This window comes from Rhodococcus sp. AD45-ID (assembly GCF_003023755.1).
Classification (GTDB): Bacteria; Actinomycetota; Actinomycetes; order Mycobacteriales; family Mycobacteriaceae; genus Rhodococcus_F; species Rhodococcus_F globerula.
Map to the genome: position 1 here is coordinate 3,436,020 of NZ_PYHL01000001.1, position 23,045 is coordinate 3,459,064.

Annotated in this window: 21 protein-coding genes; 13 read left to right on the plus strand and 8 right to left on the minus strand. The window is 61.2% G+C overall.

Annotated elements, in window-relative coordinates; all coding sequences use genetic code 11:
- Positions 1-20: 20 nt before the first annotated feature.
- Together C7T36_RS15755 and leuA are read right to left on the minus strand one after the other, a co-directional pair.
- On the minus strand, positions 21-401 hold the full coding sequence (locus tag C7T36_RS15755) for an SHOCT domain-containing protein (protein WP_033235891.1): 381 nt from the start codon (positions 399-401) through the stop codon (positions 21-23).
- A 207-nt stretch (positions 402-608) separates the two neighbouring features.
- A complete protein-coding gene (leuA, locus tag C7T36_RS15760; protein ID WP_033235892.1) occupies positions 609-2,417 on the minus strand; it encodes a 2-isopropylmalate synthase in 1,809 nt (602 codons plus the stop codon).
- 271 nt (positions 2,418-2,688) lie between these two features.
- On the opposite strand from leuA, the gene C7T36_RS15765 reads away from it, so the two are divergent.
- The 4 genes from C7T36_RS15765 to C7T36_RS15780 all read left to right on the plus strand — a co-directional run bounded on the left by C7T36_RS15765 (position 2,689) and on the right by C7T36_RS15780 (position 5,762).
- Positions 2,689-3,057 carry a hypothetical protein gene (locus tag C7T36_RS15765; protein WP_045066519.1) on the plus strand — a complete coding sequence of 123 codons (369 nt, stop codon included), beginning with the start codon at positions 2,689-2,691 and terminating at the stop codon, positions 3,055-3,057.
- A gap of 112 nt (positions 3,058-3,169) precedes the next feature.
- Positions 3,170-3,406 carry a hypothetical protein gene (locus C7T36_RS15770; RefSeq protein WP_239654677.1) on the plus strand — a complete coding sequence of 79 codons (237 nt, stop codon included), beginning with the start codon at positions 3,170-3,172 and terminating at the stop codon, positions 3,404-3,406.
- Between the two features lie 49 nt (positions 3,407-3,455).
- Positions 3,456-4,721 carry an aspartate kinase gene (locus C7T36_RS15775; RefSeq protein WP_019746567.1) on the plus strand — a complete coding sequence of 422 codons (1,266 nt, stop codon included), beginning with the start codon at positions 3,456-3,458 and terminating at the stop codon, positions 4,719-4,721.
- 6 nt (positions 4,722-4,727) lie between these two features.
- Positions 4,728-5,762 carry an aspartate-semialdehyde dehydrogenase gene (locus C7T36_RS15780; RefSeq protein WP_045066523.1) on the plus strand — a complete coding sequence of 345 codons (1,035 nt, stop codon included), beginning with the start codon at positions 4,728-4,730 and terminating at the stop codon, positions 5,760-5,762.
- Positions 5,763-5,825: 63 nt separating this feature from the next.
- Here C7T36_RS15780 and C7T36_RS15785 read toward each other — a convergent pair whose 3' ends face one another.
- Complete coding sequence (locus tag C7T36_RS15785; protein ID WP_045066524.1) at positions 5,826-6,167, minus strand: Imm51 family immunity protein; 342 nt, start codon at positions 6,165-6,167, stop codon at positions 5,826-5,828.
- A 43-nt stretch (positions 6,168-6,210) separates the two neighbouring features.
- Positions 6,211-6,852 carry a TetR/AcrR family transcriptional regulator gene (locus C7T36_RS15790; protein ID WP_033235896.1) on the minus strand — a complete coding sequence of 214 codons (642 nt, stop codon included), beginning with the start codon at positions 6,850-6,852 and terminating at the stop codon, positions 6,211-6,213.
- A gap of 147 nt (positions 6,853-6,999) precedes the next feature.
- On the opposite strand from C7T36_RS15790, the gene C7T36_RS15795 reads away from it, so the two are divergent.
- Positions 7,000-7,932: an oxygenase MpaB family protein gene (locus tag C7T36_RS15795; RefSeq protein ID WP_084702613.1), complete on the plus strand. Its 933-nt coding sequence runs from the start codon at positions 7,000-7,002 to the stop codon at positions 7,930-7,932.
- An 83-nt stretch (positions 7,933-8,015) separates the two neighbouring features.
- Here the strand turns inward: C7T36_RS15795 and C7T36_RS15800 are convergent, their stop codons facing one another.
- Positions 8,016-9,332 (minus strand): HNH endonuclease signature motif containing protein, encoded by a 1,317-nt coding sequence (locus C7T36_RS15800; protein WP_045066527.1) that lies wholly within the window; start codon positions 9,330-9,332, stop codon positions 8,016-8,018.
- 268 nt (positions 9,333-9,600) lie between these two features.
- Between C7T36_RS15800 and C7T36_RS15805 the strand changes: the two genes are divergently transcribed.
- From C7T36_RS15805 to C7T36_RS15815, 3 genes are read left to right on the plus strand one after another with little or no spacing between them, the layout of a single operon-like run.
- Positions 9,601-11,373: a multicopper oxidase family protein gene (locus C7T36_RS15805; RefSeq protein WP_181317485.1), complete on the plus strand. Its 1,773-nt coding sequence runs from the start codon at positions 9,601-9,603 to the stop codon at positions 11,371-11,373.
- Positions 11,374-11,411: 38 nt separating this feature from the next.
- On the plus strand, positions 11,412-12,626 hold the full coding sequence (locus C7T36_RS15810) for a CaiB/BaiF CoA-transferase family protein (protein WP_045066528.1): 1,215 nt from the start codon (positions 11,412-11,414) through the stop codon (positions 12,624-12,626).
- A gap of 1 nt (position 12,627) precedes the next feature.
- A complete protein-coding gene (locus C7T36_RS15815) occupies positions 12,628-13,524 on the plus strand; it encodes a hydroxymethylglutaryl-CoA lyase (protein WP_033235900.1) in 897 nt (298 codons plus the stop codon).
- A gap of 14 nt (positions 13,525-13,538) precedes the next feature.
- Here the strand turns inward: C7T36_RS15815 and C7T36_RS15820 are convergent, their stop codons facing one another.
- A complete protein-coding gene (locus C7T36_RS15820) occupies positions 13,539-15,173 on the minus strand; it encodes a multicopper oxidase domain-containing protein (RefSeq protein WP_308811200.1) in 1,635 nt (544 codons plus the stop codon).
- Positions 15,174-15,560: 387 nt separating this feature from the next.
- Between C7T36_RS15820 and C7T36_RS15825 the strand changes: the two genes are divergently transcribed.
- On the plus strand, positions 15,561-16,112 hold the full coding sequence (locus C7T36_RS15825) for a TetR/AcrR family transcriptional regulator (RefSeq protein WP_033235901.1): 552 nt from the start codon (positions 15,561-15,563) through the stop codon (positions 16,110-16,112).
- A 33-nt stretch (positions 16,113-16,145) separates the two neighbouring features.
- Here the strand turns inward: C7T36_RS15825 and C7T36_RS15830 are convergent, their stop codons facing one another.
- A complete protein-coding gene (locus tag C7T36_RS15830; RefSeq protein ID WP_106939759.1) occupies positions 16,146-17,201 on the minus strand; it encodes a lipocalin-like domain-containing protein in 1,056 nt (351 codons plus the stop codon).
- A gap of 10 nt (positions 17,202-17,211) precedes the next feature.
- Positions 17,212-18,462, minus strand: a complete 1,251-nt coding sequence (locus tag C7T36_RS15835) for an oxygenase MpaB family protein (protein WP_045066532.1) — start codon at positions 18,460-18,462, stop codon at positions 17,212-17,214.
- A 177-nt stretch (positions 18,463-18,639) separates the two neighbouring features.
- Between C7T36_RS15835 and C7T36_RS15840 the strand changes: the two genes are divergently transcribed.
- The 4 genes from C7T36_RS15840 to C7T36_RS15855 are packed head-to-tail and all read left to right on the plus strand — an operon-like array spanning position 18,640 to position 22,988.
- Entirely contained in the window at positions 18,640-19,164 is a 525-nt protein-coding gene (locus C7T36_RS15840; protein ID WP_239654700.1) for a TetR/AcrR family transcriptional regulator, read from the plus strand.
- Entirely contained in the window at positions 19,161-20,645 is a 1,485-nt protein-coding gene (locus tag C7T36_RS15845) for an NAD(P)/FAD-dependent oxidoreductase (protein ID WP_045066533.1), read from the plus strand. The genes C7T36_RS15840 and C7T36_RS15845 overlap by 4 nt, the downstream gene beginning before the upstream one ends.
- Positions 20,642-22,357 carry a GMC oxidoreductase gene (locus C7T36_RS15850; RefSeq protein ID WP_045066534.1) on the plus strand — a complete coding sequence of 572 codons (1,716 nt, stop codon included), beginning with the start codon at positions 20,642-20,644 and terminating at the stop codon, positions 22,355-22,357. The genes C7T36_RS15845 and C7T36_RS15850 overlap by 4 nt, the downstream gene beginning before the upstream one ends.
- Positions 22,341-22,988, plus strand: a complete 648-nt coding sequence (locus C7T36_RS15855; protein WP_045066535.1) for a hypothetical protein — start codon at positions 22,341-22,343, stop codon at positions 22,986-22,988. The genes C7T36_RS15850 and C7T36_RS15855 overlap by 17 nt, the downstream gene beginning before the upstream one ends.
- Positions 22,989-23,045: the final 57 nt, after the last annotated feature.

Below are 23,045 nucleotides of genomic sequence, written 5' to 3' on the forward strand. Positions count from 1 at the left end.
GCAATTGAACTGAAGATGAATCAGGCTGCCAGAGCCTTGGCCTTCAGGGAGGCGAATTCGTCTTCGGTAATGGTGCCGGCGTCGAGAAGTGCCTTCGCGTCTGCGATTGCCTCGGCGGGAGACTTACCCGCTACCTCACGAATGTAGCTGTCCTGTGCCTGCTTGACCTGGTGCGCTGCCTCCATGGAGCGCTGAGCCATACCGTCGCTCTTGACGATCAGGTAGATGAGCGCCGTGAGCCAGGGAATGACGAAGAGGAAGAATACCCAGATAGCCTTCTTCCAGCCTGAAGTCTTGTGGTCGCGGAACAGGTCCGTAATGATTGAGAACAGCAGAATCAGGTATGCGACGAACGCAAAACTGACGAGTATCACCCAGAGGAAATCCCAGAAGGAATCCATGTCGAGCCCCATTTCGCAGGTCGGAATTGTCTGAGATGAACTATCTCACGCGGTGACCACATCCGCATCATCCTCAAAGGATGAAATAACGGTAATGAATTCTTTAATATCCGATTCAGGACGTACGTCGTTCATCGAAAATCGATGTGAAGTTCAGACAAGTGTGGCTCCTATCCGAATGGATAGGAGCCACACTCGACAGTTGTCCTAGCTAGCGCGGTTAACTGCCGAAACCACTGCTCGCAGCGACGCCGTTGTAATCGAGGTAGCGATACCGACGCCCCAGACGACGGTGCTCTGACCGTCGGGGCCGGTCACGGCGCACTCGACGTATGCGGCAGCCTGAGCGTCGTCACCAGCGGACATGGCGTGCTCGGAGTAATCGAGAACGCGAACGTCGAAGTTGATGCTTCCCAGAGCGTCGACAAAGGCCGCGAGCGGGCCGTTACCGGTACCCGAGATCTCCTGCTCCTTGCCGTTCACCTTTACGATCGCGGTGATCGCATCAGTGCCACCGTCCTCCTCGGACGCGGTGACCTTCTGCTTCATGCGCTCGAGCGGGCGGACGGGAGCCAGGTACTCCTCGTGGAAGACGTCCCACATTTCCTTCGGCGAAACCTCGCCGCCCTCGCCGTCGGTGATCTTCTGGACGGACTGCGAGAACTCGATCTGCAGACGACGCGGCAGCACCAGACCGTGATCGGCCTTCATGATGTACGCGACGCCACCCTTGCCGGACTGCGAGTTCACGCGGATGACGGCCTCGTAGCTGCGGCCGACGTCCTTGGGGTCGATGGGCAGGTACGGAACCTGCCACACGATGTCGTCGACGTCGGCGTTCTGGCCGTCGGCGTCGATCTTCATGGCGTCGAGGCCCTTGTTGATGGCGTCCTGGTGACTGCCGGAGAACGCGGTGTAGACCAGGTCGCCGCCGTACGGATGGCGCTCGTGGACGGGCAGTTGGTTGCAGTACTCGACCGTACGACGGATCTCGTCGATGTTGGAGAAGTCGATCTGCGGGTCGACGCCACGCGTGAACATGTTCAGGGCGAGGGTGACCAGGCAGACGTTGCCGGTGCGCTCGCCGTTGCCGAACAGGCAGCCTTCGATGCGGTCGGCGCCGGCCTGGTAGCCCAGCTCGGCTGCAGCGACGCCGGTGCCACGGTCGTTGTGGGGGTGCAGCGACAGGATGACCGAGTCGCGGCGAGCCAGGTTGCGGTGCATCCACTCGATGGAGTCGGCGTACACGTTGGGCGTGGCCATCTCGACCGTCGCGGGCAGGTTCAGGATCACCGGGTTTGCCGGCGTGGCACCCAGGGTTTCGGTGACGGCGTCACATACTTCCTTGGCGTACTCCAGCTCGGTGCCTGTGTAGGACTCGGGGGAGTACTCCCAGCGCCAGTTGGTGTCCGGGTACTTCTTCGACTCGGCGAGCACCAGTTCGGCGGCGTCGGTGGCGATCTTCTTGATCGTGGCCTTGTCGGCGCGGAAGACGACACGACGCTGCAGGATCGAGGTGGAGTTGTAGAAGTGCACGATCGCGTTCTCAGCGCCTTCACACGCCTCGAACGTGCGCTTGATCAGCTCGGGACGCGACTGCGTCAGCACCTGGATGGTGACATCGGACGGGATTGCGCCGTCTTCGATGATTTCGCGGACGAAGTCGAAGTCCGTCTGGCTTGCCGACGGGAAGCCGACCTCGATCTCCTTGTAACCCATCCGGACCAGCAGATCGAACATACGACGCTTACGCGCCGGGCTCATCGGGTCGATCAGGGCCTGGTTGCCGTCACGCAGGTCCACCGCGCACCACTGCGGGGCGCGGTCGATGACTTTGTCCGGCCAAGTGCGGTCCGGCAGCGTGACCGTTTCGACTTCTTCGGAGAATGGCCGGTAACGGAACGTGGGCATCGACGAGTTCTTCTGCGTGTTCCACGCAGGCTGGTCGGCCGGTGCCGGCTTGGTGGGAGGCGTGATGATGCGAGTGCCGGTGGTGAATGCGTCAGCGGGGGACATGGGGTGATCTCCAACGATTGTGGACCCGGCCTGATGACCTGTTGGTCAAGACCGAAAGTCCGGAAGGCTTGGTCGACCGGCGCACACAAAACCCCGCGACGGGAGGCCAGTCTGGATCAGACCCCGTCGCGGCAACCAAGAAGGAGTGCGCGCTGCATGCACTGCACTCTACTCCTGGAATGTCGGCGAATGAGGTGGGGTCTCGGCGACATGCCGAAATTGTCGTTGAACGGTGCTGTTGTTTCGTGCTCCGAAATGATCGACTGATCGCATGGATGATCCTCGAATTGCTGTGGCGCGCGCATACCTCGATGCGCTTCTCTCACACGACGGTAATTCAGTGCCGCTGGCTCCGGATGCCGTGCGACACGAGGCGGGGATCAAAACCGGGTTCTCGGGAAATCACTTGCGGCGCAGCCTGTCCGGCGGTCCACAGTTTCGTCTGGTGCGTGCGATCCGAGATGTGGAATGGAGCGTCGACGGCGACAATGTCGTAGCCGAGTACCTCCTCGACGCAGGGTTGTTCGGCAAGAATCTGATGACGGTCAACGTGCACGAGACCTTCCGGATACCTCCCGACGACCTCCGTATCCACCGCATCACGGCCAAGATCAAGCCCACTCGCGGCAATCGCCTGTGACCCGAGCGTCGCGATGGATACTCTGCTGTGTCCTGATCGTGACCGGTGCGTTGAGCACCGCGGCCTGGCGCTGACCGTCGTGCGTCGGGATTATTTACACAATCAAGACATCGTGTCCCCGGATGCGGCTGTTGCAGTGTTCGACACCGTCGCGAGTTCACTGGTCAGCAGCATCCGCATCCTTCTCGCCTGCGGAGTTGCCGTCGCCGTGGTCGGTTACGTTGCCGGTGGTTCACGTTCCGCGACGTCAATGCGAAACGTAATCTCGCAACTGATCCGGCGTGAATCCGAACCCGAGGTAAGGGCCGAGGTCAGTACGCGTCGGGAAGTCCCAGGACCACGTCGGTAAGCTCGACCTCTGGTATCTGTAAACAATTTCGACCTGGAGGTAGAAACGCGTGGCTCTCGTCGTCCAGAAGTACGGCGGATCCTCGGTGGCAACCGCCGAGCGCATCCGACGAGTCGCTGAACGGATCGTCGAGACCAAGAAGGCCGGCAATGATGTCGTCGTCGTGGTGTCTGCGATGGGCGATACCACCGATGAGCTGCTCGACCTGGCTCAGCAGGTGTGCCCTTCCCCGCCGGCCCGTGAAATGGACATGCTGCTGACCTCGGGTGAGCGCATCTCCAACTCCTTGGTTGCGATGGCAATTCATTCTCTCGGCGCTGAGGCTCGTTCGTTCTCGGGCTCACAAGCCGGAGTCATCACGACCGGCAGCCACGGAAACGCCAAGATCATCGACGTCACGCCCGGCCGTGTTCGCACGGCGCTCGACGAAGGCTCGATCGTTCTGGTCGCCGGATTCCAAGGCGTCAGCCAGGACAGTAAAGACATCACGACGCTCGGACGCGGTGGATCGGACACCACCGCCGTTGCGTTGGCAGCTGCGCTCAACGCCGACGTGTGCGAGATCTACACCGACGTCGACGGCGTTTTCTCCGCCGACCCGCGCATCGTCCCCGACGCTCACCGTCTCGAGACGGTTTCCTTCGAGGAAATGCTCGAACTCGCAGCGTGTGGTGCCAAGGTGCTCATGCTCCGGTGCGTCGAGTACGCCCGTCGTTACAACGTGCCCGTGCACGTCCGTTCGTCATACACCACCAAGCCCGGAACAATCGTGTCCGGATCGATGGAGGACATTCCTGTGGAAGAGGCCCTGATCACCGGAGTCGCGCACGATCGCGGCGAAGCCAAGATCACCGTTGTCGGATTGCCGGACACACCGGGACATGCTGCCAAGGTGTTCCGCGCTGTCTCCGATGCCGAGATCAACATCGACATGGTGCTGCAGAACATCTCCAAGGTGGAGACCAACAAGACGGACATCACCTTCACGCTGCCGACCGCCGACGGCCCCCGCGCCGTCGAGATCCTGACCAAGCGTCAGGAAGACATCGGCTTCACACAGATCTTGTTCGACGACCACATCGGCAAGGTTTCCCTGGTCGGTGCCGGAATGCGGAGCCACCCGGGCGTCACGGCCACGTTCTGTGAGGCACTGGCCAAGGCCGACATCAACATCGACCTCATCTCGACCTCCGAGATCCGCATCTCCGTGCTGGTCAAGGACACCGAACTCGACGACGCCGTGCGCGTTATCCACGCCGCTTTCGGTCTCGGCGGCGACGAAGAAGCTGTAGTACACGCAGGAACAGGACGGTAATTTCTCATGACAACAATCGCTGTTGTCGGTGCGACCGGTCAGGTCGGCATCGTCATGCGCACTCTGCTCGAAGAACGTAACTTCCCCGCGGACAAGGTGCGGTTCTTTGCATCGGCACGCTCCGCCGGTAAGAAGCTGACGTTCCGCGGCGAAGAGATCGTTGTCGAGGATGCCGCAGCAACGTCCGACGAGGATCTGAAAGGCATCGACATCGCCCTCTTCTCCGCCGGTGCGACGCTGTCCCGTGCGCAGGCTCCGCGCTTTGCCGCGGCCGGTGCGACGGTTGTCGACAACTCTTCCGCATGGCGCAAGGATCCCGAGGTTCCCCTCGTGGTCAGCGAAGTCAACCCGCAGGACGCGAAGAACCTGGTCAAGGGCATCATCGCGAACCCCAACTGCACCACAATGGCAGCGATGCCGGTGCTGAAGGTTCTGCACGACGAAGCCGGTCTGCAGCGATTGATCGTCTCCAGCTACCAGGCTGTGTCCGGTAGCGGCATCGCCGGCGTCGAGGAACTCCTCGGCCAGGTGCGCGCCGTTGTCGGTGACGCCGAGAAGCTGGTTCACGACGGCAGCGCTGTCGAGTTCCCGGCCCCGAACAACTACGTCGCCCCCATCGCGTTCAACGTCCTGCCGCTGGCAGGTTCGCTGGTCGATGACGGCAGCGGCGAGACCGACGAGGATCAGAAGCTCCGCAACGAGAGCCGCAAGATCCTCGGGCTTCCCGATCTGTTGGTTTCGGGCACCTGCGTGCGCGTACCCGTCGTGACCGGGCACTCGCTCGCGATCAACGCGGAATTCGCCAACCCGCTCTCGGTTGCTCGCGCCAAGGAACTGCTGGCCGACGCTCCGGGCGTCGAGCTGGTCGAGGTTCCGACGCCGCTCGCCGCCGCCGGTGGCAACGCGTCGCTGGTCGGTCGCATCCGTCAGGACGAGGGTGTCCCCGAAGGCCGCGGACTCGCGCTCTTCGTCTCGGGCGACAACCTGCGTAAGGGTGCCGCGCTCAACACGATTCAGATTGCCGAGCTGCTGGTCGGCTAGATCTTTCGTTCGGTATCGGCCCCGCACCTAGGTGTGGGGCCGATGTCGTTTCGATAGGGAGTTCTAGTCGAGTTCGGAAATAGCGACGAGTCCGCCGAGGTACTCGGCATCCGAATACGCCTTGGCGAGAAGCACACCGAGTTCACCAAGAGCTTCGTGGTCGCCGCCGTACGCAACAAACATGCCCGCTTCGGGATCGGTGCCGAAGCGGCCCTCAAGATGCTGTGCATCCCGACCCACCACGGCATGGGCCACCGACGCCCAGTCGTAGCCGGAACCTTCGAAGCCCTCTACCTGCTCGAATACCGCTGCCACCTTGCCGAAGTGCTGGTCGGTGAGCATCAGTGACCAGTTTCCGGGAGATGTTTCGAAGAGCTGCAGCGGTTCGATCGATGGTGATGTCATGCGTGTATTGAAGCAGATCCGACCGACAGGTTTCAGTGGTCTGCTAACGCCCGACCGACTGGGCGAGAGCAACCGCAAAAGCGGAAAGTCGTTCTCGGGTATAGGCTTCGGGGTCGCTGACGGCCAGTCGTCCGAGCATTTCGGCAAACGACATCATGGTGTGTGCGAGGAGAACCGGATCAAGGCCTTCGAGCTTCGGTTCGAGGGCAATCCCGGCGCGCGCCAGTTCTTCGGCGCGGGCGAAGACAGCTCCGCGAGAGAGCTTCAGCAAGCCGTGATACTCGCTGGGGGCGTTCTCGACAGACGTCAGAATCAGGCGCCAGCGCGTCGGGTTCTCGAGTACGGCGTCGACGAAGGCGCCAACGGTCCCGGTGTATGACGCCGCTGGGCCGAGCTCGCTCAGATCTGTCGGCATGGTTTCGAGCACCTGAGTGATGGCTCGCTCGTGCTCGCGGCGTAGGAGTGCGGCGACGAGATCGGTCCTGGTGTCGAAAATCGTGTAGAGGACAGGCTTGCCGACGCCGGCTTCGGCAGCGACGGATTCCATGCTGAGGTTGTGCAGGCCAACGCGGCCGGTGATCTCGAATGCTGCGTCGAGGAGCTGTTCGCGTCGTTGCTCCGGCGCCATGCGAGGGGCGTATTTGCGTCGCGGTGTGTCCGTTGTGTCTGCCTGTGACCTGGTCATCGTGTGCCTCACCTCCGCTCCCACCCTAATCTGCCTGCCACTTCTTCGTGAATAATACGCAACCGTTGTATTCGGCGTCCGCAATTGTTACGGTGGCGTTGTATTCAATGGTGGTTGGTGGGGCGGCAGAGATGAAGGGGACCTCGAATGTCTGGACTGGCTATGGATCGACCGCGTGAGGATTACGGCTTCTTCGGCCCAGGATCACCCAGTTGGAAGATCTGGGCCGCGCCGACAGCATTGATCGGCTTCCAGCGGTCGGTGGTGCTCGAGCACTTCGACCCCTTCCTTGCCGCGGCGGTGGCAGATATGAGTGGTATCTACAGTGATCCAGCGGGGCGACTCGACCGAACACTGGCATACTTCCTGACCGTCGCGACCGCCGATGGGCGGACGGTGATGGCCTTGTCCGACCATCTCATGACGGTTCATGCTCAGGCCACGGGCATCGAACCGATCACCGGAACTCGTTACAGTGCAAACAATCCGGCCTCGCAACTCTGGATCCATGTGACCGGTTGGCATTCGGTGCTCAAGTGCTACGAAATGTACGGTCCGGGTACACTTTCTGCCGTCGAAGAGCAGCGGTACTGGGAGGAATGTGTAGTTGCCGCGCAGTTGCAGACATGCAAGGCATCCGACGTTCCACGCTCCCGCGAAGAGGTACGTGAGTACTTTGCAGAAGTCAGGCCCAGATTGTGTACCTCCGAACGTGCCAACCGAGCGATGCACTATCTGCTGAGAACGCCCAGGGCGCAGGGGAAAACGAAGTTCGCGACTTTCAGTCGATTGGTCGCGCCGGCAACAATCGCAACATTGCCTGGCTGGATGCGAACCATGGGTGGATTTGATCAACCGGCGTTGCTGGACAAGGCAATTGCACCGGCAGTGCGAACTGCGGTGCGTGTGGGTAGTTCGCCGAAGAATATGACCGCTGCTCTGAAAGTCATTGCGCCGATGACCGGCAAGGTGCTGGAGCGTCATCTGCGTGACGAGCAACCTCTCGACCCGAGGGTGGTCACGCCGGCGGAAATTCGGGAGCGATTCCCGCGCATCACCAAAGTTCCGCAGGCAGTCTGACTGAACCCACGGCTTTTGGCACCGCATCGAGGTCTCCTTCGATGCGGTGCTCGGCCGTGTTCTGTTGTGCCTGAGACGTTTTCTCAGGTTCGATAGGTGTTGTTTGCCGGTCTGGGGTGTTGCTGCGGGTCGATCGCCGGCGGCGGAATGAACCAGGGTTTGTTGTCGGCGCCCATCCGAATCTCCCATTTGCCAACAAATCCGGTTTTGCGGTGCATGAGCCGATGATGTGAACGACACAGCAGGACAAGGTTGTTCATCACCGTCGGCCCGCCGTTCGACCAGTGACGGATATGGTGGGCGTCGGTCCACGCCGGCACGCACTCACACCCTGGGAAGGCGCAGCCTTTGTCCCGGGCGATCAATGCGACCCGTTGTTCGGCTGTGACCAATCGTTTTCCGGGTCTCGCATCGAGTGGCGCTCCGTGGTCGTCGAGTAGGACTGTCGACAGGAAGCAGTCGCAGCCGAGCAGTCTGGTCTGCGAGACCGACAGTGGTCCCATCCACGGCATGTGGCCCACGTCGAGATCGGAGAGGTCCGGATCGAGTGAAGCTTCTTCCTCTGCAACGGCTTCCTGCGCCGCGCAGTCGCGATGTTCGGCGAGATCTCGGGCATTGATGTGCACGTTCAGATGCGGCCGCTGGCCGCCGTCGATACCGGTTTTTGCGCAATCGAGATAGCGGCGGATCAGTTCGGTGAATCCGTCGGCTGTTCGCTTGGCTGCCGAACGGGCATCAGGAGTTCCGTCCGGTGCTGGGGTGGGCATGGTCAGATTCGACAGGGCAGAGAGAAGCATTTCGCCGGTGACGGCGTCGAAATCGCCTCGAACGACAACCCGACCGTTCAACGTCGACGCGATCCGGAGCTCGTTCCGGTCGATATCTTCGGCCGGTGGAATGTTGTCGGACTCGAACATTCGCTCCAACGTGGCGATGACGTACCGCAGCTTGGTTGTTGTCGCGTCGACTCCTGATGCCGCAGCCAGGAGAACGTCGATGCACTGGGGAAGTGCCTCGGCCGGCATTCCTTTTGGTGGGGACTCGCAGAACGAAATAATCAGTGCCGCATGATCAAACGAGCAATCTCCGGCGTCGAAGCGTTGTGCGACTGCGGGAAACGCCCGCAGTGCGACGCCAAGGGCGGCGATCTTGTTTCCGGCAGGGATCTGCAGCATCGTATTTGCTGCCAGCCATCGGCCGACGCCGCGGTAGCAGAGCACATGGTCGTCCGGGCGCAGCGAGAGTTCGTCGACCACGGCCACGCGGATCGCTTCGAGTCGCAAAATCTCCGCGCTCGCCTCGATTGCGGCCGAACGAAGGTCAGCTACCGGCGCTTGCCACAGCCTGGACCGTAATCCCACGGCAGAACCGGAAACCACATCTGACGTATCGATTCTCATTGAATTCCCCCGATTCGGATCCCCCGATCCGCATAACTCCATCCTAATCGAACACAGTTTCGAGTTCAAGGGTTTTCTCGAACTCTCGACTCGGTCTCGTCGATCAGGATTTCGAGTCCTCGGCGGAAGGCAGTCGGTGTTTGACCTCGAAGCCGCAGGGGTAATCCGGTCCGGATGCCGTCAGCGATAGGGGCCTGTAGTGGATGAACCTGTGGTGGGCAAGCCGCACAAGATCCGTCGACGCGCGGTGCTGCAGGGCTTGGGATTGATGGCAGGACTTGGCGCGCTGTCGGTGGGGTCCGCTTCAGCTCGGGAATCTGCGCACGCAGCTTTGCCTGACATCGACCCGCTGCGGCCGCTCCAATTGCCTTCGCCACGGTTGGAACCCTTTCGTGAGGCGCTGGTATTTCCGCCGAAATTGGCCGGTAGCGACCTGGAGCTTCGTGCCGCGTCGTCGATGCACCGGTTCCATCCTGACCTGGCGCCTTCGCCTTCGCTGGGGTACGGCGGGATGGACTACCTCGGGCCGACGATCGAGGCTCATGTCGAGCAGTCGTTAACGCTGCGGTACGCCAACGACATCACCACGCATCCTCTTGCCGCTGATGTGGATTCGCGTCTGCACGGTCTCAGCGACAACGATCGGACACAGGTTCCCACGTCGCTGCACCTGCATGGCGGTGTCACCGCGCCGCAGTACGACGGGAATCCCGAGTTGATTCAGCGTCCGGGCGAAGGATTGGTGCACGAGTTCGGCAATGCCCCCGGTAACGGGAATCCCAGCGGTAGCGGTAATCACTGGTATCACGACCACGCCATGGGGATGACTCGGCTGAACGTCTACGCGGGCTTGGCCGGTATGTATCTGCTTCGCGACAACTACGACACCGGTACGGCCGGCAATCCGCTCGGCTTACCGTCGGGGGAGTTCGAACTGCCACTGATATTGCAGGACAAGGTATTCACCTCCGACGGACGGCAAAGCGTCAGGTCGACGTGGACAACACCACAGGGTGCCTGGGATCCAGCGACGCCCGGAGACGTTGGCGTGGTGAACGGCGTTGTGTGGCCCAGAATCGAAGTGGCGCGGGGGTTGTACCGCCTGCGTGTCCTCAATGCCGCGTCGTACTCGGTGTGGAATCTGTACTTCGGAAATCGTATGCGATTCTGGGTGATCGGCTCCGAATCCGGATTGCTCGCAGCGTCAGCGCCGACGGATCATGTGCGTCTGAGCCCGGGCGAGCGGGTTGATCTCCTGGTCGACTTCGGCTTGCTCGAACCGGGTACCAGTGTGGAACTGCGCAACGATGAACCGGTGCCTTTGGCTGTGGCGCAACGAGGTACGCAGGTGATGCCCCTGTTCGCGCGGTTCGACGTGAGTAGCGCGAAGGGTTTCACCGGGTCGGTGCCGCAGCAATTGAGTTCCGCTGCCCCACCCCCGGATGTGCCCGACGTAGTCCGCAATCTGACGATCATGCAACTGTCCCGGCCGTCGAGCTATCCGTCGATCACCATGTCGCTCAACAACTTGCGGTATACCGACTCTGATATCGAATTGCCGCGTCAGGGAACCGTCGAGCAGTGGAATCTGATCAACGTCACAACAGAGCCGCATCCGATTCACCTACACCTGGTGACTTTCCGGGTCTTGGGTAGGCAGAGCATCAACACACCTGCGTACACGGCTGCGTACCCGTTGCCGGATCTCGGGACGCGCTGGACGCCGTCGGCGGACGATTTCGTGACCTCGCCGATGCGGGCGCCGGAAGTGTGGGAGACGGGCGCCAAGGATACCGTCATCGTGGATGCCAACTCCATCACGCGCATCATCGTGCGCTTCCCGACGGCCGACGAACTGGGCTTCGATCCCGACGCCACGTTCCCCCGAGCTGCGGTGGTAGATCCTGCGATGAAGGAACCTGCGATGGAACACAGTGGACACGGTGGTGGATCAGGCGATCTGCAAGGGTACGTCTGGCACTGCCACATGCTGGATCACGAGGATCACGACATGATGTTGAGGTATCGGCTGGTGACGTAACCTTTCGTAGGGAGAGACGTTCCCACGAGGAGGCTGCTGTGTCGGAAGGTGCGCCCACCGGGCCCCTGGACGGATACCGGGTAATCGAGCTCGGCACGTTGATTGCCGGACCCTTCGCCGGGAAACTGCTCGGCGACATGGGTGCCGACGTGATCAAGATCGAGTCGCCGGATCGCCCAGACCCGCTTCGCACCTGGGGACAGGCGGAGCAGGACGGTCACCGATTCTTCTGGACGGTCCACGCCCGCAACAAGCGCTGTGTCACGCTGGATCTGCGGGTCGAGAAAGGTCGGGAACTGTTTCTGGATCTGGTCGAACACGCGGATGTCGTGGTCGAGAACTTCCGCCCGGGCACTCTCGAGAAGTGGGGTCTGGGGTTCGACGTGCTCAGCGAGCGCAATCCGAAACTGGTGCTGGCCAGAGTATCCGGGTATGGGCAGACCGGGCCGAAGGCCAAGAGCGCTGGGTATGCCTCGGTGGCCGAAGCTGTCAGCGGTTTCCGGCACCTGAACGGTTATCCCGGCCAGGCACCGCCGCGTATCGCACTCTCGCTCGGGGATTCGCTCGGCGGGATGTTCGCAGTACAAGGTGTGCTGGCGGCGCTTCTGTCCCGTGAGCGAACCGGCCGCGGCCAGGTTGTGGACGTTGCACTCACAGAATCGTGTCTGGCAGTGCAGGAATCGACGATTCCCGACTACGATCGCGGCGGCATCATCCGTCAACCCTCGGGAACCAGGCTCGAAGGAATCGCGCCTTCCAACATCTATCAGACCTCCGTGGGGAACTGGGTGGTCATCGCGGCCAATCAGGACACGCTCTTCGTGCGGCTGTGCACGATAATGGGTCGACCGGAACTGGCGCAGGACGACCGATTCTCCAATCATGTTGCGCGCGGCAAACATCAGGACGAGCTCGACGAGTTGATCGGCGCTTGGGTCGCGCTGCAGGACCCCGACAGTCTGGTGGAGCGTCTCACAGAGGTGGGAGTTGTTGCCGGACCGATCAATACCGTCGAAGACGTGGTCAAGGATCCACAGTTGATCGAGCGCGGAATGCTGGTCGGTCACTACGACGACCGGATCGGTGAGGACGTCCTGGGCTTGGGCGTTGTGCCGACCTTCAGTGAGACACCAGGTTCTGTGCGGAATGCGGGAGCGTCGTCGCCGGGTCAGGACAACGCCTCCGTCTGGGGTGGACTCCTCGGGCTTTCGGACGACGAGCAGGCAACGTTGCTCGAGAAGGGAGTGATCTGACATGACGGTTACCGAAGTCAGCATTCGTGAAGTGGGTCCGCGCGACGGGCTCCAGATCGAGGCCCCGGTGCCATTGTCGGAGAAACTTCGACTCGTAGAAGCTCTTGTTGCAACCGGTGTTCCGCGCATCGAGGCCACGTCATTCGTGTCACCGCGCGCCGTGCCGGCTCTAGCCGACGCAGAAGCGCTGGCAGCAGAACTGCACCGGTGGCCAGGTGTCGAGTTCTCCGCGTTGGTGGCCGGAATCGGCGGCGCAAAACGGGCGGTAGCGGCCGGTATGGGAACCGTCGAATATGTCGTCTCGGCCTCGAACGGTCACAGTGAAGCCAATACTCGATCCACCACCGAGCAGGCTACCGAGCGGATCGGGGAGGTGGTCAAGATTGTTCACGACGCCGGAGGTCGAGTCGAAGTCATCGTTTCGACGGCGTGGGACTGCCCGTTCGACGGACCTACCCATCCTGATCGAGTGTTGCGGATTGCGGAGCAGGCCAGGGAATTCGGCGCCGATCAGTTCTCGATCGCGGATACTATCGGCACGGCAACTCCGGGACGCGTCGCGCAGTTGATCGATGCGGTTGACACCCATGTCGGCGACTTCAATTTAGGTGTTCATTTCCACAACACACGCGGCAGTGGTCTTGCCTGCGCGCTGACAGCGGTGCAGCACGGAGTTCGGAACCTCGATGCCTCCACGGGTGGGCTGGGTGGTTGCCCGTTTGCTCCCGGCGCCAGTGGAAACATCGCCACCGAAGAACTGGTCTACATGCTGGGCGACATGGGCATTGCGACGGGGATCGATCTGGACGCGTCCATCCGCGCGGCAGGTGTCGCGGAAGAGATTGTGGGTCATGCCGTTCCCAGCAACCTCCTGCGAGCGGGTGACCGGATCAGGTAGCGGGAGCGTCGAGGTCATCGGACCGTACGATATTTCAGCATCATGTCGTGGTCCTCGTGGTCGAGAATATGGCAGTGCCACACATAGCCCTGGATCTGTTGTGCCGCAGTGTGATGGCCAGGGTGAGCTGGGTCGTCCGGGCTGAATAATGCGTCCGGATCGAATCCGAGTTCCTCGGCGGTGGGGAACCTTACGATGATTCGGGTGACGGTGCCGCCGTCGATCCGCACGGTGTCCTTCCATCCGGACTCCCACGGCGCCGGCCCGATCATGGGGCCCCCGAGAAATTCGTCGGCAGCAGGCGTCCACTTGTAACCGATAGGCGGTTGAGGATGTGCCGCTTGATATTCGAGGGTCTTCAAGGGTGCGCGTCCGAGAATGCGGAACATCACAAGGTGAAGGTGGATGGGATGTGGATCGGGCGTGATGTTGACGATGTCCCATTGTTCTACGGTGCCCTGCCGGGGCATTTCGATGTCGGTGCTGTCGAAGCGCAGATTGTTGAGAGACATGATGGCCGGAGGCAGGCGGAGTGCGTACGGCTGAGAGACGGTCACCGTTCGGATCACCGTGGGAACCTCGAGCGGCGGAAGCGCCGACGGTTGCCGTGCGCCGCCGCGAAGCGAGTTCGGCACAGTGCCGATGAACCCACGACGGGAATCGGCGACAAAACGGCAGAACACCGGCATCGCTACCTCGCCGAGCATTGCAGCCTGGAAGGGTGGTTGCTCGTCGTTGATCAATTCGACGGCATCACCTTCGCGGAAGCCGGTGAAATCCACGAGCACGTCGATGCGTTCGCCGGGTGAAAGCCGAAAGCTTGTCGTGCGTACCGGAGCGTCGAGTAGGCCATGTTCGTTGCCGATGACCGCGAAGTGCATCCCGTTGCTGAAGTGCAGGTTCCACACGCTGTACGACCCGGCATTGATGATGCGGAAACGGTACAAACCGCGTGCCACATTCATCCGCGGCCATACCTTGCCGTTGACCACACCGACGTCTCCGACGGCACCGCCCTCCCAGGAACCCTGCGGGACGATCGGGGTGGAACGCACGGATTGATGCCCGTCGGCCGTGAAGATCTTCTCCTGGAGAATCAGGGGCATCTCGTACTCTTCGGCGGGTAGTCCCAGTGGGTTTCCCTCTCGGCCGGTGTCGAATTCGTCACGCAGGAAATACTGACCGGCCAACCCGGCGTAGACATTCAAGCGGGTGATGCCCATGGCGTGATCGTGGTACCACAAATGGCCCGCGTGCTGTTCGTTCGGAAAATGGTGAGTGATGCTGCGTCCGGGAGCTATGGCTAGAAGCGGATGCCCATCGCTGCCGGGTGGTGTGACACCGCCGTGAAGGTGCAGCGACGACGGGGGAGCCAGCCGGTGATCTTCGGTGACTCCGTGGATGCTGGTGTCCATGTCGTCTGCCAGTGGATGGCGTTCGAGCCGGTTGGTGAAGTTCAGTGTGAGTGCCTCTCCGACATGGCATTCGATGGTGGGGCCCAGGTAGTGGTCACCGCCGAACCCCAGCGACGGCACAGCATCGAAATCCCGGTGGAATTGGTGGCGGTGTACAGCGGCGTCGAGTGAGAGAGTGGTTCCTGTTCCGGAAATAACACGCGGCCGGGGGAGTTCATCGACGAAGGGCGTCATGGGAGGTGAGTGAAAGATCAGTGGACTGCGCAGTTCGCTCCGGGTCGGAGTATGCGTAGCCGACACCAAAGCCGCGCTGGTTCCAGCGAGGCCGATCGCACGAAACAAAGCACGCCTCGTGAACCTTTGGCTCACCGATTGCACCTCCTCCGAGATTCAGTCTTCCATACCGCACCGTATGGTATGGAAGTCGGCTATGTCCACAACTCGGTGAAATACAGCTCGGTGCAGAAGAATTCGAAACACCCGCGACGTAGGTCAGGCAACGAACTGGCGCTGCAAAGGTGGACGTGGTGTCACGCAGTGATGCGATGGACCAGCCGTAGGCATCTATGATCGAGGAGTGAGAGTGAGAACTGAACGCGCCCGCGAGAACGGCCTGCGCTGATGGCGCGGGCCAACCGTCTGAGCGTCGAGAGTTGGCTCGACGCGGCCTTTGATCTTCTCGTGCGAGAGGGGGTTTCCGGGGTCAAGATTTCCACGTTGTGCGACGAACTCGGAGTCACCAAAGGCAGCTTCTACTGGCATTTCGACGATCTCGGCGCGCTGATGGAAGCGATGGCCGACTATTGGTGCGGCACACAGAACGACGCTGTGCGAGGGCTCGCGTCTGTCGAATCAATTCCGGTGGAGCAGCGATTCGAGATGATGGCCCAACTACTGATCGACGAGCGTAATTGGTCCGTCGAGATCGCGGTGCGAGAATGGGCACGAAGTGACGAGAAAGTCGCCGAGGCTGTGCGTCAGCTCGATCAACGAATCTTCGATATCATCCAGGAAGCACTGTTGGAGTTGAATTTTGACGCCGAAGGTGCACGCCTGCGGGCAGGTGCTCTGGTGTATGCCGGAATCGGATTCGTGCACGGCCGAGGCAGTCTCCCGACGCCCACCAGCGCCGAGCTCCGAAAAATCTTCACGTTGCTGACGCAGGAAAGCTGATGGCGCAACGTCCACACTCGAATGCCTGATCGCTCATTTGAGCGCAACCATCTCGTGCAGAGTTGATCCTGTCCGTTCGATCATTTCCCCGTCGATCGTCACCTTCAGAACGAAGTCGGAACGGAAACGAAAATATCCGGGGCGGCCGAGAAGTCGATTCAGTACGGGCTTGACCAGTCGGGTTCGGGCTACCGGAACGTCAGCCAGGAAGTCGTGCGCATGAACTACCTCGCGCACCGTCAGCGTGAGATCCACCGACCCCGGAATGTGGAGACGCAGCGTCGACGGAAACGAGCGATTCGCGACGTCGTGGAAGACAGTCGGCCCTTCGGTCATTTCCAGTTCACCGTTGCTCAGAACGACACTGCTACCGCGGGCCAGCATCAGCGGCAGCGACCAGTGCTCGCCGTATTTCTTCTGGGTGTGCACGGTGGCGTAGACCAGTGAGAAGTCGTCGACATACAACCGCCCCCAGTACCAGCGATCGATGATCCGCTTCATGTCCCCGACGCCCCAGTTGTGGTCGTGATAGCCGCGACCACGGGCATCGAGTGTGGCGCCGCCGATAGTGACGGTGCCCGTCACCGAGGCGCGCGGTGCGCCGACAACCCAGGCGAAGAACTCGGTGTCCCCGTACGTGGTCTGTCCGCGTCCGGGCATCCAACTCGGTACGTCGTTGCGAAATTCGAGATCGAACACAATGTCTTCTTCTTCGAGATGCACTCTGTGTACCGGCAGGTCTCCCGAATCGAATTCGGCTACAGCGCTGTTCGGGCCTATCCGAACATCGCACTTGTCCGTTGATGCACTGACGTCGGCGGAGGAATACGGCTTGACGACTTCCCGGCGCGTACCGTCCGGGGAATAGATATGGATTTCGATTCCGGGTTTGCGATTGACGAGTTCGCGCAGTTGTAGCATCGCAACCACGATGTGCCCACTGTCGAGGTGAGCGTCGAAGTACCAGTGTTCGAAAGCAAACTTGTTGTCTGATGGATGCGCGCCGTTGTCGCTCGGGTGCGTTCGAGTGATCTCACCGTCTTTGCGTCCCGGTCCGTTCCACGCTTCCACGATATTCATTGTCGTCATCGAGCGACTCCTATCGTCGTAGTGCGCCACTTGCATCGAATGTGGCCTCGCGGCCCTTCATTTGAGCCTGGTACCAGTTCTCGCGGTGCTTGACCATCACCTTTTCCACGATCGCGCCGGTTCCGGGGACGCAGCGCCTGATCAATTCCATCGCGGTGATGAGTGGCAATCTCAGGACGGGTATGAGTAGCCAGGGAATGACACCGGGCATCCGGTACTTGCGCCGTGTACCAGGGGCCATGAACATCGCGGCGTACACCGAATTGATGCGAAAGTTGTACGCCTCTCGTAGCCGGGTGAGTCCGCTATGGCCGTCGCGTGGCGCAAAAGCCTTCGGGTAACTCTCGATCAACTCACTGCCGTGCTTGCCGGAGTCGTAGGACCGCGACACGATCGTCATGGCCAGTGCGCGTAGGGAATCCGTGGCAGTTTCCGGGTACCACGTGGTGCGCACCCCCAAAAGGTGTCCCATGTACTTCTGGAAGTGGATCAGAGCCCGGATCTCGGACGGCGTCGTGTGGTAGCCGAGTGTCCACAGTGCGAGGCCAGGGGTGACGCTGCCGGCGATCAAAGTCAGGAGCATGTAGCTCTGACTGATAGGAAGCCCCCACTTCGAGGTATCCCATTCCGGGTGATCGGCTACTCGCGACCGCACGGACACGTGCATCACGCGAACCTTGAGAGCTGTTGCGCGACCTGCGGATCCAGGTTGGAGCAGTGCGCCCGGTTGGGATACGTCGATCCAGAATCGGCAGGTTTCGAGGAACCGGCGCAATGCGTTGTCGCCCGCATACCCGCCGGCGAGGGAGAGCGGCGTGGCAATTGCGGATTCGGTGTAGATTTCCAGTGTCTCCGCTCCTGCGAAACTGAACAGCATTGTGCCCCAGCGCCGCCAGATTGCAGCGCCCTGCTCGACCAGTGCCGGATCAACCCAGTCCGGTACCGTTTCGAATTCCTCGAACAGTGCGCGCATGGATTCCGGAGCGTCCGGCATGGCGTCGATGCCATGGGTAAGGGCGGTTTCGAGCATGGCGCGGCCGGTTTTCGCCCCGGTCTCGCCGCGATAGACCTCGTCGACAAATCGTTCGGCGACGGGATCTCCAGTGAAGAGATCATTACAGAACTGTTGTGCCTGTTCGGTAGTGGGGAAGATGTCGGCACCGGTCAGCTTTTTGACGATTGTGCGTGCGCGAGCAATTCCGGGTTTTTGTATGCCTTCCCAATAGGGGAATGCCGTAGGGGTTCGATCGCTTGCTGTCATGTCACCGCCTGATAGCAGAGTCGCGAGATTAACCATACTATACCGTATGGTACTGATTGAGAAAGTTTATTTGAAGTCAGCCTGGACTGTTTTATGTTTTCGATCTACAGTCATCATGTGACCGAGACCACTTCCGATGTGAAAGTAAGCCGTACGCAGGCAGAACGTACAGCCACGATGCGTGGGCGACTACTGGACGCAGCCATTGAATCGCTGGTCGAACTGGGTTACGCGCGGACAAGCACCCAGGAGATCGCTCGGCGAGCGGGTGTATCCCGCGGTACTCAGCTCCATCATTTCCCGACCAAGGAATCTCTGGTCGTCGCCGCCGTCGAATATCTGGTGGACAAACGACTGGCTGAAATCCTTTCCGCGGAGGTGGACAGTGGCTGCGGACTGGAGGTACTGGCCGACGCGTTTTCCGGTCCACTTTTCTACGCAGCCCTCGAACTGTGGGTGGCGGCGCGTACCGACCCCGCACTGCATGCGGCAACTGTGCCACTCGAGCGCAAGGTGAGTGAGGCACTCGAGTTCGGTAGCGCCGAAGTCTTCGGTGATCGCTTCGATTCCGAGGCAGTCGAATTGACTGTCGAACTTGTCCGAGGGCTTGCGGTGTCCGCCCTGTTCCGTACCCCGGAAGCCGACGAAGCGCTGCGCGCGCGGCTGCTACCGGCCTGGCAATCCCGAGTGGAGAACAAGTGAAACTTCCCGAACATGTAGAAACGCTGATAGTCGGCGCCGGGTTCGCCGGTATGGGCTTGGCGGCCAGAGTGCTTCGCGACGACCCGGCAGCGGATGTCGTGTTGATCGAGCGCGCCGCCGATGTCGGTGGCACGTGGCGAGACAACACCTACCCCGGTTGTGCGTGTGACGTGCCGACGGCGCTGTACTCGTATTCCTTTGCGCCGAGCGCTGACTGGAGCCACACCTTTGCTCGTCAGCCCGAGATCTATGCCTACCTGAAGAAGGTAGCCGCTGATACCGGCGTCGGAGATCGAGTGGTTCTGAACTGCGAACTCGAAGCCGCGGTCTGGGACGAGGGAATGTCGCTGTGGCACATACAGACTTCCCAGGGGTTGCTGACGGCCAAGGCTCTGGTCGCTGCTACCGGAGCATTGTCCACGCCCAAGGTTCCCGACTTTCCCGGTCTCGACCGGTTCTCCGGAACCACTTTCCATTCGGCGACGTGGAACCACGAGCACGACTTGCGAGGCGAGCGCATCGCGGTGATCGGTACCGGTGCGTCGGCGGTGCAATTCGTTCCCGAAATTGTGGAGGAGGCAACTCATGTCACAGTGTTCCAGCGAACTCCCGCCTGGGTGATTCCGCGGGCGGACAGATCACTTCCCTCAGTTCAGAAGGCTCTGTACGCCAAGGTTCCCGCGGCGCAGAAGGCTGTTCGAGGGACTGTCTACGGCTTTCGGGAAGCCTTGGGTGCGGCGATGTCGCATGCCACCTGGGTGTTGCCGGCCTTCGAGATGGTGGCAAAGGCGCATCTGCGGCGGCAGGTGAAGGACCCCGAATTGCGCCGGAAGCTAACCCCAGATTTCACGATCGGCTGCAAACGAATGCTCCTGTCCAACGACTGGTTGCGAACCCTCGATCGAGCGGACGTGAGCCTAGTCGACAGTGGGCTCGTCTCGGTCACCGAAGACGGAGTGGTCGACGGGCACGGAATCGAGCACAAAGTCGACACCATCATTTTTGCGACGGGATTCACGCCGACGGAACCACCTGTCGCACACCTGATAACGGGGAGGAGCGGTGCAACGCTGGCCGAACAGTGGAACGGTAGCCCCAGCGCGTACAAGGGAACGACGGTCAGCGGCTTCCCGAATCTGTTCCTGATGTACGGTCCCAACACCAACCTCGGCCACAGCTCGATCGTGTACATGCTCGAGTCTCAGGCCGAGTACGTCAACGACGCGTTGAACACCATGAAGCGGGAGGGGCTCGACACCCTCGACGTCAATGAGTCGGTACAGGTGCAGTACAACAAGGGAATTCAGCACGAATTGAAGCGCACGGTGTGGAACAAGGGCGGCTGCTCGAGTTGGTACATCGATGCGGAGGGACGTAACTCGGTGCAGTGGCCGACGTTCACTTTCACATTCCGTTCTCTGCTGGGGAATTTCGATCGGGAGAACTACTCGGCCCGGAAGATCGAAAGCGTCGAGGCATGACGGCAACGCACTACGACGTCGTAGTCATCGGGTCGGGGTTCGGCGGTAGCGTTGCCGCTCTTCGTCTGACGGAGAAGGGCTATCGCGTCGGAGTGCTCGAGTCTGGTCGCAGATTCGCCGACGACGAGCTCCCCGAAACCAGCTGGCGTCTGCGAAAGTACTTGTGGGCACCGTGGATCGGGTGCTACGGGGTTCAACGTATTCACCTGCTCCCGGATGTGCTGGTCATGGCGGGTTCCGGAGTTGGTGGCGGATCACTCAACTACGCCAACACCTTGTATCAGCCGCCCAAGCGGTTCTTCGAGGATCGTCAATGGGCGCACATCACCGACTGGCATGACGAGTTGGCGCCGTACTACGACCAGGCGAAACGAATGCTCGGGGTGCGAACCAACCCTTCGTTCACGCCCGCCGACGCCGTAATGAAGGAAGTCGCGGAAGAAATGGGTGTGGGCGAGACATTCACGTCTACCCCTGTTGGCGTCTTCTTCGGGGACGCCGGAGTGTCGGTGCCCGATCCGTTCTTCGGAGGCAAAGGACCGGAGAGAACCGGGTGTACCGAATGCGGTGGCTGCATGACGGGGTGCCGTGTCGGTGCGAAGAACACATTGGTCAAGAATTATCTGCACTTGGCCGAACATGCCGGGGCGCGAGTTCATCCGCTGACCACTGTGCGGGAACTTCGGCCACGCAAGGGCGGTGGGTATCAACTTCTCGCGCGCCGGACCGACGGTATTCGAAAGCGCGAACAGATTTTCACCGCCGACCAGGTGGTAGTGGCTGCTGGTACCTACGGGACAGCGCGATTGTTGCTCGGGATGAAGGAATCCGGAGCGCTGCCGCATCTGTCGAATGCACTGGGCACTGTGGTTCGCACCAATTCCGAAGCGGTGCTTGCGGCAACATCGAAGTCCCGTCGACGCGATTTCACGCAGGGCGTTGCGATCACGTCGTCGTTCCATCCGGACGATCACACGCACATCGAACCCGTGCGATACGGCAAGGGCAGCAATGCAATAGGTCTCCTGCAGACTGTTCTCAGCGACGGCGGCGGCAAGGTGCCGCGAGTCCTGAAGACGCTGGCAGTTGCCGCACGTCACCCGAGCGCATTTGCCCGGTCTTTATCTGTGCGGAACTGGTCCGAGCGGACTGTCATCGCGCTGGTCATGCAGACGGACGACAATTCGCTCGAACTGTCGAAGAACACAAGAAGGTTCGGGCGTTCTCTGACCAGTCGCCCCGGCCCCGGTGATCCGCCACCGACGTGGATTCCACAAGGTCACACTGCTATTCGTAAAGTTGCGCAGAAGATCGACGGTGATCCAGGTGGTTCCATCGCCGAAATCGTGAATATTCCGATGACGGCACACTTCCTCGGTGGATGCGCGATAGGTGATTCGCCGTCGACTGGCGTGGTAGATCCTTATCTGCGCGCCTACGGGCACAACGGGTTACACGTGATGGACGGCTCGGTGGTGAGTGCCAATCTCGGTGTGAACCCCTCGCTGACCATCACCGCTCAAGCTGAGCGGGCGTGCGCGCTGTGGCCGAACGCCGGCGGAGATGACGCCCGGCCGGCTGTAGGTGATCCGTACGTTCGGCTCGTCCCGACGCCGCCGTCCAATCCGGTAGTGCCCGAGCATGCTTCGGGCGCCCTGAGACTTCCCCTGATTTTTCCAACCGAGAAGGTGCCCGATGTGGAGCGTCCCTGAATCTGCAAGCGAACGCACGGACTGGCCGGCGAGTGATCCGCCGCCGTGGCCGGCGCGGGTGCGGGCCACGTTGTGGTGGCATCGGAGCACGTCGGCGGCACGTGAACTCGGGCCGGAGGGCAGAACTATCCCGATGACCTTGGCGATGATGGTCGATTATCTGGACTCTCCGGTGGGGCCGTATCGAGAAATCTTGGCGAGTCCGGTCCTGCGGGCGCCGGGTAGGCGGATCGGGCCGATGCCTCGGATGGCGGTGCCCTTCATCGCGGTGGATTCGGAATCTTCGGTGCACGGTGGCCGCACCCATTGGGAACTACCGAAGGTTCTCGCGCAGTTCGACGGGGATGTCCTGGGCCGTGTGGCTGCGCAGGGGCACGGTTGGCAGGTGAACAGCACTGCGCGGGCAAAGGGGCCGCGCCTGCCCATCATGGGAGCTCTGGGCTTTGCGCAACCCACCGAGGGTGGTCGGTTGGCTCTCGCGTCGGCGCGGCTCACGGGCAGATTCCGTTACGCGCGCGTCGACGTCGAATCCGAGGGATCGACCTTGCCGAACTGGCTGGTAGCAGGCTCGCACCACGGAATCGTCATCACGGACGGAAGGATGAGGACGGGCCCCGCCAAGCGCGTCTAGACCGAGAAAAAGGTGAAGGCCGTACAGCAAAACGCTGTACGGCCTTCGGCGTCGACG